The sequence below is a fragment of the Nocardia sp. NPDC004151 genome (genome assembly GCF_042874235.1).
In the GTDB taxonomy this organism is placed as follows: Bacteria; Actinomycetota; Actinomycetes; order Mycobacteriales; family Mycobacteriaceae; genus Nocardia.
This window is the reverse complement of the sequence record NZ_JBIAMR010000001.1, coordinates 784,431-793,040: the sequence shown is the minus strand read 5'-3', so window position 1 is coordinate 793,040 and position 8,610 is coordinate 784,431. Positions and strand designations below refer to the sequence as shown.

10 protein-coding genes are annotated in these 8,610 nt (G+C 65.6%); 4 read left to right on the top strand and 6 right to left on the bottom strand.

Going from position 1 to position 8,610, the window contains the following annotated elements:
- Positions 1 to 216 precede the first annotated feature (216 nt).
- Complete coding sequence (locus ACFYTS_RS03580; protein ID WP_379103148.1) at positions 217 to 474, top strand: hypothetical protein; 258 nt, start codon at positions 217 to 219, stop codon at positions 472 to 474.
- A 110-nt stretch (positions 475 to 584) separates the two neighbouring features.
- On the opposite strand, the gene ACFYTS_RS03575 is transcribed toward ACFYTS_RS03580, so the two are convergent.
- From ACFYTS_RS03575 to ACFYTS_RS03565, 3 genes are read right to left on the bottom strand one after another with little or no spacing between them, the layout of a single operon-like run.
- Positions 585 to 791: a DUF397 domain-containing protein gene (locus ACFYTS_RS03575; RefSeq protein WP_387301048.1), complete on the bottom strand. Its 207-nt coding sequence runs from the start codon at positions 789 to 791 to the stop codon at positions 585 to 587.
- A gap of 16 nt (positions 792 to 807) precedes the next feature.
- Positions 808 to 1,011, bottom strand: coding sequence for a DUF397 domain-containing protein (locus ACFYTS_RS03570; protein WP_387301046.1), 204 nt, complete (start codon positions 1,009 to 1,011; stop codon positions 808 to 810).
- A 2-nt stretch (positions 1,012 to 1,013) separates the two neighbouring features.
- On the bottom strand, positions 1,014 to 1,898 hold the full coding sequence (locus tag ACFYTS_RS03565) for a helix-turn-helix domain-containing protein (RefSeq protein ID WP_387301044.1): 885 nt from the start codon (positions 1,896 to 1,898) through the stop codon (positions 1,014 to 1,016).
- A gap of 595 nt (positions 1,899 to 2,493) precedes the next feature.
- Between ACFYTS_RS03565 and ACFYTS_RS03560 the strand changes: the two genes are divergently transcribed.
- Complete coding sequence (locus tag ACFYTS_RS03560) at positions 2,494 to 2,709, top strand: hypothetical protein (RefSeq protein WP_387301042.1); 216 nt, start codon at positions 2,494 to 2,496, stop codon at positions 2,707 to 2,709.
- Between the two features lie 21 nt (positions 2,710 to 2,730).
- Complete coding sequence (locus tag ACFYTS_RS03555; protein WP_357275912.1) at positions 2,731 to 3,681, top strand: DMT family transporter; 951 nt, start codon at positions 2,731 to 2,733, stop codon at positions 3,679 to 3,681.
- Between the two features lie 75 nt (positions 3,682 to 3,756).
- Here the strand turns inward: ACFYTS_RS03555 and ACFYTS_RS03550 are convergent, their stop codons facing one another.
- The gene (locus ACFYTS_RS03550; RefSeq protein WP_387301087.1) at positions 3,757 to 5,301 is read right to left on the bottom strand and encodes a Rieske 2Fe-2S domain-containing protein; all 1,545 of its coding nucleotides are present in this window, start codon (positions 5,299 to 5,301) and stop codon (positions 3,757 to 3,759) included.
- A gap of 221 nt (positions 5,302 to 5,522) precedes the next feature.
- Here ACFYTS_RS03550 and ACFYTS_RS03545 point away from each other — a divergent pair, with 221 nt between their 5' ends.
- Positions 5,523 to 6,275, top strand: coding sequence for a lysophospholipid acyltransferase family protein (locus ACFYTS_RS03545; protein ID WP_357275087.1), 753 nt, complete (start codon positions 5,523 to 5,525; stop codon positions 6,273 to 6,275).
- Here ACFYTS_RS03545 and ACFYTS_RS03540 read toward each other — a convergent pair.
- Both ACFYTS_RS03540 and ACFYTS_RS03535 read right to left on the bottom strand, forming a co-directional pair.
- Positions 6,272 to 6,622 carry a hypothetical protein gene (locus ACFYTS_RS03540; protein ID WP_387301040.1) on the bottom strand — a complete coding sequence of 117 codons (351 nt, stop codon included), beginning with the start codon at positions 6,620 to 6,622 and terminating at the stop codon, positions 6,272 to 6,274. The genes ACFYTS_RS03545 and ACFYTS_RS03540 overlap by 4 nt on opposite strands.
- Before the next feature lie 296 nt (positions 6,623 to 6,918).
- Entirely contained in the window at positions 6,919 to 8,607 is a 1,689-nt protein-coding gene (locus ACFYTS_RS03535) for an ABC transporter family substrate-binding protein (protein ID WP_357275091.1), read from the bottom strand.
- Between the last annotated feature and the right edge of the window lie 3 nt (positions 8,608 to 8,610).

The following is an 8,610-nucleotide window of genomic DNA, read 5'->3' as shown; positions in this document are numbered from 1 at the left end:
GATTCGACAAACTCGCCGTCCGCTACCTGGCCACGATCCACATCGCCGCCATCAACCAATGGCTACGGTGACCCGACTTTCAAAACACGGCCTAGCCCCTGAAATTCGGGGGCCCGCGAGAGTGCCGATTCCGGAGCCATTCTGAAATGGAAGCGATTAACTGTTTGGGTGGTGGTCGAGAGGTCCGGCCGCACGCTCGATCGAAGGGTTTCACGCATGCGCACTCTCATTGCGGCGGTTGGCATTGCCACGGCACTGACTGTCGGAGCCGGTCAGGCGGGGGCCGCGCCGCTCCCGCTCGTCGACGCTCCGGCCGCGGCCCCGGTTGCGGGGTCCGGCTCGTCCACAGGCTCGGCCTTCCCGATCACGACCGGTTCGGTAGGGGTGGACGCGGCCCTCAATATCGCCGGCACCATCGTGTGCGCGATCATGATCCCAGACTGCTTCCACCGGGAGACGAACGACGTGAGCTAGTCCCGTGGGAACGTCGGTGGGACAGGCGTTTCGCGGGCCCGTCGGCACTGCCGGTGGCCGCCTCCCGGCACCTCATCCGGCGCGGTTAAGCACATGGTTGCGGATTGCCGCTAGGGACAGTCGAATTCACCATTGCGGACGCCATCGGTGAACGCTTCCCATTCGCTGGGGGCGAAAATGAAGGCTGGTCCGCTGCGGTCCTTGCTGTCCCGGACAGCGACGCGGCCGCCTTCGACGAAGGCGACCTCGACGCATTCCCCGCCTGCCTGGCTGTAACTGCTCTTGAACCACCGTGGGTCGGACAGCTTCACGCTCATGACGAATACTCCGTTGCTAGGCGCGGTCGAACGCGCCGCGCCGCACGCTGACGGTGAAGACATCCCACTGGGTCGGCGTGAACACGAGCGTGGGCCCGCGCCGATCCTTGCTGTCGCGGATGGCCACCTGGCCGTCGTCGAGGAAGGCTGCCTCGACGCATTCGCCCTCGGAGCCGCTCCTGCTGCTCTTGAACCACTTCAGCCCCTGGGGTAGAACCACGTTCATTGTGCGCGCTCGTGCTCTCTCATTAGTTCTCGGATCAGGTTTCGGCTCTGGCTGATATTCAACATCGAGTTCTGGAGTGCGTCGAATGCTTCCTTGTACAGCCGAACCGCCGTATCTCGTTCCTGGTACAGCTCACCGGTGAGCCCCTCCTGGTAGACGATCGGTGGCTCGCCGTCTCCCGCTCGGCCGTCGTCGCCGAAGTTCACGATTACGAACTGGCCCAGCGGTTCTCGGGTTGGGTAGCCCGCTGAGAACGGCAGTATTCCGATGTTGATGTTGTCCCTGTTCATCAGCTCGTCGATACGCCGCAGCTGGATGGCCATGATGCGGTGACTGCCCATGACCCGCCGCAGCGCGGCCTCGCCGATCACCGCGTCCACCCGCATCGGTCTGTGTGTGCGCAGGATCGCCTTCTGTCGGCGGAGCCGCAGCCGAACCCCTTGGTCCGTTTCGGTCGACCCGAATCGGCCCGCGGCGATGAGCTCCCATGCGTAGTCGCCGGTTTGGAGCAGGCCGGGAATCAGTTCCGGCTGGTAGATCTGGAGTGATCGAGCGACGGCCTCAAGGCCGACATAGACGTGGAAGCCGCGCCGCATGACATTTCCGAAGTCATGCCACCAGGACTTTTCATTCGCCTGCTGGCCGAGATCAACCATGGAATCGGTAGTTTCGAGGTTCGCGTCGTAGACCTTGCACAGAGCCCGGATGTCGACTTCACGAGGGTTCTCGAGCCGCCCGGTCTCCATCCGCTGCAACATCGACGGACTCCACTGGATGATCCGGGAGGCGTCGGCGATCGTCAGATTCGCCTCGGTTCTCAGCTCTCGCATGTAGCGGCCGAGTTGACGCCGTGGAAGGGCTGGATCGGATGTCGCGCTCACGGTACCTCCCGGTTTGGGTCGAGTACGTATTCATGGTGAATCCGTTGAGTATTCACAGCAAGAACAATCACGATTCATGGCAAGAACGCTGCTGGGTCTCCGGTGAATGTTCACCACAAGCATTGTGGCAGTGATTGATCGCTGATGCCCTGGGATTGCGTCCGGTTGAGGGTGCACTCCACTCCGACATCCTCACCGGGCGCGTCTATTCGCACCGATTGAGAGGTTTGCGATGAATCTGCTTGCTTGCGAATCGGATCCGGGGCTGTTGACGAGGGTCGATGCTCGGCTGGTGTGGCAGGTGCACCGGTATTGCGATCGGGATGTATGCCGGGTGCGGCGGCGGGCGCGGGCCGTGCTGGAGGGATTCGCCAGTGCGGCAATGTGTTTCGAAGGGGATCGGGAATGAGTGCGGCCGGGTCGGGAACGCGGGCCGAGGATCACTGCGCGAATGGGCGGATCGTCCCTGTTTCCCGGGAGCGGGCGGAGGGGATTCTCGCCATTCATGCCGAGTGCGATTCGGCGTGTGCGCGGAAGGCTAGCGCGGCCGCGTATCTGCGTGTCCGGACGGTGGAACCGAGCGAAAGGCACTCCGATGCTGGTTGAACTGCTCTTCGCGGCGGCGACGGTGATTCTGTGCGTGCTGGCAGCTGTGTGGATGACTCAGGACGAACCGGTGTCGGCGGCTCGGCACGGGCGGGATCGGTATTCGGTCGCGGCGATCCGGGCGCGCATCGAGGCCGAGAATCGGGCCGAGAGCCGGGCCGCCGCGCTCACGATCCGGCCGGTCGGTCGCGGACACCGCCGGTGAGGGGAGAATCGGGCGGTGGAGATGCGGCGGTGGGTCGGGTTGGGGTTCGGGGGTTCCATCGGTGCGGCCGTGGCCGTTCAGGCGCGGATCAACGGTGAGCTGGGGGAGCGGCTGGGGGACGGGATCGCGGCGGCGGCGATCAGTTTCGGTAGTGGGCTGCTGATCCTGGGGGTGGTGTTCGCGGCCAGCGGGCGGTTGCGTGCGGGTGTCGGGCAGGTGCGGGCGGCGCTGGACAGCGGCGAGTTGCGCTGGTGGCAATTGCTGGGCGGCTTGTCCGGCGCGTATTTCGTTGCGTGTCAGGGTCTTACGGTCGCGACCATCGGGGTTACGGCGTTCACGGTGGCCACCGTGGCCGGGCAGCTGGCGAGCAGTCTGGTGGTGGATCGGCTGGGCTGGGGTCCGAGTGGACCTACGCCCGTGACGGCTCTGCGGGTCGGTGCCGCGGTACTCGGTCTGGTCGCGGTCCTGCTCGCGGTGGTCGGCCGGAGCGGCACCGATACCGGCTCACGCTCCGCTGCTTCGGTGCTGCTGGTGGTCCTGCCCCTGATCGCGGGCGTGCTGGTGGCGTGGCAGCAGGCGGTGAACGGCCGGGTGGGCGCGGTCGGCGGGCCCTTGTCGGCGACGCTGGCGAACTTCGCGACCGGTACCGCGGCGCTGCTGGTCGTCGAAGCGGTGGTGCTGGTCCGGCGCGGCGGTCTCCACAGTCCGCCGACCGAGCCCTGGCTGTATCTCGGCGGCCTGATCGGGATTTCGTTCGTGGCGCTGGCGGTGGCCGTGGTGCGCTGGATCGGCGTGCTGCTGCTGGGCCTGGCCTCGGTGGCGGGTCAGCTGCTGGCGTCGGTGGTGCTGGATGTGGTGGCGCCGACCGGGGCCGGTGTGTCCGCGCTGGCGGTCACGGGTTGCGCCTTGACCTTCGTGGCGGTGGCGGTGGCCGCGAGATCCCGTGCGGGATTGCCGGCGGAGCCCGCGTGAGAGGCGCCGGATCCGCTGTGTGACAGGGGCTTCCGGTTCGCGGCCGGTACCCCGGTACCGGCCGCGATCACCGTGTCAGACCAGCTTCTTCGACCGCAGTTCGTGGCCCTTGGAGGTCTTGCAACGCCCCGATTCCAGATCCCACTGCCACCCGTGCAGGTTGCAGGTCAGCGTATTGCCTTCCACCACACCGAATTTGGATAGGTCGGCCTTGAGGTGCGGGCAGCGGCGCTGCACTTCCCAGCCGTCGAGTTCGGTGGAGGCGGTGTCGTCGTGCGCCTCGGAGAACCAGCCGTCGGCGTAGGCGATGCGCTCGTCGGTGAGGCATTTGAAGAAGGTGTACAGGAATTCGTTGTATCCGCCGATGCGCCAGGTGGTGAAGCGCGTGGACAGGAAGATGGTGTTGACCCAGTCGGGTTCGTCGTCGCGCAGCACGGTGCGGACCAGCTGCGGCGCGATGCGGAATCCGTAGCGGTACTTGCCTTCTCCCTCGATGGGTTCGCGCACTTCGCGCTTGGGGAAGTCCAGTACCACGGTCTCGTCGCCCATGACCAGGCCGACGGGGTAGCCGATGCCGTCGCAGATCAGGTCGCTCTGCTTCATGATCGGCTCGAACTTGGCCTTCAGCGCGGGCAGCAGCGGTTCGCCCTCGGCGGGCGCCCAGGTCGCCTTCTCGGCGGCCAGCACGGGAGCCATGCGCTGGGCCATGTCCTCGATGTAGGCGGCTTTGTCGCCGTAGATGGTGTCGGGGTCGACCGGGTGGGTGAGCGAAAGCAGTTCCTTGCCACGCAGATCCGCGGTCGAGCCGGGGATCAGCAGCAGCCCGCCCTCGTTGCCGTGGATCTTCATCTGATCCAGGAAGGTGATCTGGTCGGGGAAGATATTGCCTTCGTCGCCGCGGTCGTCGTTGAGGTAGCGCAGCTCGTCGTCGAGGAACACCGGCGGACCGGCGGACGGCACGACCCAGGTGGCGCCGACCTGCTCGATGTAGGAGCGGGCGCGGTCCATGCCGCGCTGCCGCTTCTGCTTGCCGAAGTTGGCCTTGGTCTTGGTCGGAATGTCGTAGACCATCGGGTACCAGATGGCGCCGGAGTACTGCAGCAGGTGGACGTCGACGTGCCCGAAGTTGTCGTGCAGCACGTCCATGTCGACGGGTCGCGCGTCGTTCATGTTGAAGCAGACGGTTTCCCCGTCGGCGACGACGAGCGCGGAGTCGCCGATCGGCCCGTCGGCGGGCGCGCGCAGCGCGATGATCATGATGTCGAGGTCGCCGCCGGGTCCGGTGACAGTGGTCTTGACGGAATCCTCGGTCTCCACGAACTTGGTGAACCCGAGCGCCTCGAGCTCCCGCTTCAGGTCCGGCACCGGGTAGTCGGGGAGCAGGACGGTGGTGTCCTTGTTGATCTTGTCCGCGAGCAGTTTGGCGTCCCAGTGATCGCGGTGCAGGTGCGACACGTAGAGGAAGTCGCAGTTGCCGAGCTCGTCCCAGTCCAACTGGGTGTTGTCGGGGAACGGGAACCATGACCCGAAATAGGCCGGATTGACCCATGGATCGCAGAGGATCGTTCCGGCCGCGGTTCGGATGTGGAATCCGGCGTGTCCGACGCTGGTGATCTGCACGAGCTTCATTCCTCCCTGACCGTTACCAGCCACTCACACTACTGGCTGGCCGGAGACGTCACCGATGCAGTAACCCCTCGGTGCCCGACTTCGAGATGTATATCTACTTGGTCTGACTACCCGCACCGGACCTGTTTCAGTGTCACCGCGTCACACCAAAACGGGGCGCTGTTACCCGGATCACTGGATGCCGCGCGAGCAGCGACTACGCTAGCGGAACTGTGGAACCCGTCTACTACCCGATCATCGGGCTGGCCCGCACCGTTTTCGCGCTGCAGGGCCTGAAGTTCGCCATCAAGGGCGACGACAATATTCCGTCGACCGGTGGTGCGGTGATCGCGATCAACCACACCGGGTACATGGACTTCACCTACGCGGGCCTGCCCGCCCGCACCACGAAGCGCTACATCCGTTTCATGGCGAAGAAGGAAGTCTTCGACAACGCCATCACCGGCCCGGTCATGCGTGCGCTGAAGCACATTCCGGTGGACCGGTCGGCGGGCGCGGATTCCTATCACGAGGCCGTGGCCCGACTGAAGGCCGGCGAACTGGTCGGCGTCTACCCCGAGGCCACCATCAGCCGCAGCTTCGAGCTGAAGGACTTCAAGTCCGGCGCGGCCCGCATGGCCATCGAGGCGGGTGTCCCGATCATCCCGATCGTCGTCTGGGGCGCGCAGCGCGTCTGGACGAAGGGCCACCCGAAGCGTCTGGGCCGCACCAACACCCCGGTCTCCATCGCGGTCGGCAAGCCGATCCAGCCCTTCGAGCCCGCCTGGGCACTGACCGAGCAGCTCAAGGGCACCATGCATGACATGCTGCTGGACCTGCAGAAGGACTACACCCACGAGCCCGGCGCCTACTGGGTCCCGTCCCGCCTGGGCGGCAGCGCCCCCACCCTCGAGGAGGCCAACGAGATGGACCGCCGCGAAGCCGAGGAGAAGGCCGCCCGCCGTACCCAGCGGTCCGCCGACTAACTCGGATCCGACCCGCTGACGGCAGACAGCCACGTGGCCGTGGCCGCCCCCACGATGGTGGCGGCCACGAAAGCCCCCACCCCGCCGCCCGCCACATACACCCACAGCAACCCGGCGAACGGCCCCGCCACCGCGGACTGCGCATCCAACAGCACCCGCCGCCCAACCCCGGTCCGCCCGATCGCCTCGGGATCCGCCCGCTCCGGATTGTCGATGAGCCGCCCCACCGGCTCCGAATCCCGCACCCGCCCGGACGGATACATCCGGCGCCCGTCGACGGACATCTTTCGCCCGTCGATCGCGGCCGCCCGCGGTACGAGCGTCACCAGCCCCGGTTCGAAATACACGGGCAGCCACCGATTCCGGCCATCAACGGTGATTTCCAGCCACGACCGACTGACCAACCGATGCTGCTGCCGAACCCGCCGCACCGCCGCTTCCCTCGCCCCACCCCGAAGCCCCACGGGCAAATATCCGACCGCCACCGCGAACCGAAACCCGGTGTACCCCACAATGACCGCCGCCACGGCGATCAACATCCCAACCTGCTCCGGATCAGCGAACGGGACCCAGGCGAGGGTGATCGCCAGGGTCCCGATCGTCACGAGCGCCGGATAGGCCAGGGGGTGGCCCACCCGGGAATTCACTTCAGGAAGCCGATTTTGGTGTAGTCGAGGCTGGCCAGACCGGCCGCGCCGTAGTTGGCGAGGTTGCCGCGAACGGCCACATTGCCGGCCGACTGCATGAGCGGCAGGGAGTGGCCTTCGGCGAAGATCTGCTTGTCGACCTGGTTGGCCAGTTCGATGGCCTTGTCGGCGTCGAGCTCGGAGACGGTCTTCTCGATCAGATCGTTGAGTTCGGGAGAACCGATGCGGCCGTAGTTGCCCTGCAGGTCATTGGTTTCGGGGTGGTAGCCCCAGATCTGATCGATACTGCCGAGCGGGAACAGGTCGCCGACCCAACTCCAGTGCGCCATGTCGAAGTCGCCGGGCTGGATCACCTTGGTGAAGTAGTCCTGGCCGGGCTTCGTCACGATATTGAGCTTCACGCCGATCGACGCCAGATTCTGCTGCATGACCTGCGCCATCTGCACCCAGGTGTCGGCGTTGTACATCACATCGCGGAACTCGAGCTTCTTCCCGTCCTTCTCGCGGATGCCGCCGCCGGCGGGCACCTTCCAGCCGAGGTCGTCGAGTTCCTTGGCGGCCTCGTTCGGGTCGAAGGCCGGAGCGTTGTCCTGATAGCCCTTCTGTCCCGCCATGTAGATGTGGTTGTTGAGCGGCTTGGGATCGACGACCAGGCCGGTCTGGATAGCGGTGGCGATACCCTGCCGGTCGATGGCCTTGCCGATGGCCACGCGCAGCTTGGGGTCGGCGAAGATGGATCCGGGCGCGCCGTTGAAGGTGATGTGCGACCACGAGTTACCGGGCGCGTGGCGAATGACCACGCCCGGAGTGTTCTCGGCGGTCTTGCGATCGTCGCGTGAGCCGATGCCGACCACATCGATCTCGTTGTTCTGCAGGGCCGGCATGGTCGCCTGGTCATTGAGCACGCTGAACGTGATGGTGTCGAGCTTGGGGGTGTCACCCCACCACTTCGGATTGTGCCCCAACACGATCCGGCCTTGCCCGCGATCGGTGGACTGAACCATGAACGGTCCCGAGGTCAGCCCGATGGCGTCCACGTATCCCTTGTTGAAGGACTCCGGCGTGCTGGTCACGGACTTCGGGTAGAGGAAGGAGTTGCCGGCGAACTGGCCCTTCCACTCCGAGAAGTGCTTGTTGAAGGTGAGGACGGCCTGCCGGTCGTCGGTCCCGCGCTCGATCTTCTCGACCCGGTCCCAACCCTGGTTGTTGGCGAGCAGGAAGTCCTTGTTGCGCCCGCTGAGCGCATTGCCCTGGGCGGCGATGTCCTCCCAGGTGATCGGCGATCCATCGGACCAGACGGCCTTGGGGTTGATCGTGTAGGTGACCTGCTGCGGATTCGTATTCGTCAGCTGGACGTCGGTGAAGTAGTTCGTGTCGATCGAGAGATTGCCCGACGCGTCGGATCTGAAGGCGCGCGGCATCATCGACCGTTCGACGCCCATGATCTCGGCGTCATTGCCGTCGATGTTCAGCGTGTTCCAGTTCGCCGGGAACGCCGACATGGCCAGCCGCAGATTGCCGCCGTCCTTCAGATCGGCGACGTCGTGCGGATTGATATCACTGGTGGTGCCGAGCTCGGCTTTGCCCTGCGGCGCGGTGCCGTCGTCGCCGCCGCATCCGGTCGCCACCATTGTCACGGCGACCAGTGGGACCGCGAGCTTCGTTCCGATCGAGCGAATCCTCACCGG

Bases quoted from the DNA above. Each gene is read 5' to 3' on its own strand.
- ACFYTS_RS03560 (WP_387301042.1), top strand. From the start codon at position 2,494: ATGCTGGTTGAACTGCTCTTCGCGGCGGCGACGGTGATTCTGTGCGTG.
- ACFYTS_RS03580 (WP_379103148.1), top strand. From the start codon at position 217: ATGCGCACTCTCATTGCGGCGGTTGGCATTGCCACGGCACTGACTGTC.
- ACFYTS_RS03575 (WP_387301048.1), bottom strand. From the start codon at position 791: ATGAGCGTGAAGCTGTCCGACCCACGGTGGTTCAAGAGCAGTTACAGC.
- ACFYTS_RS03555 (WP_357275912.1), top strand. From the start codon at position 2,731: ATGCGGCGGTGGGTCGGGTTGGGGTTCGGGGGTTCCATCGGTGCGGCC.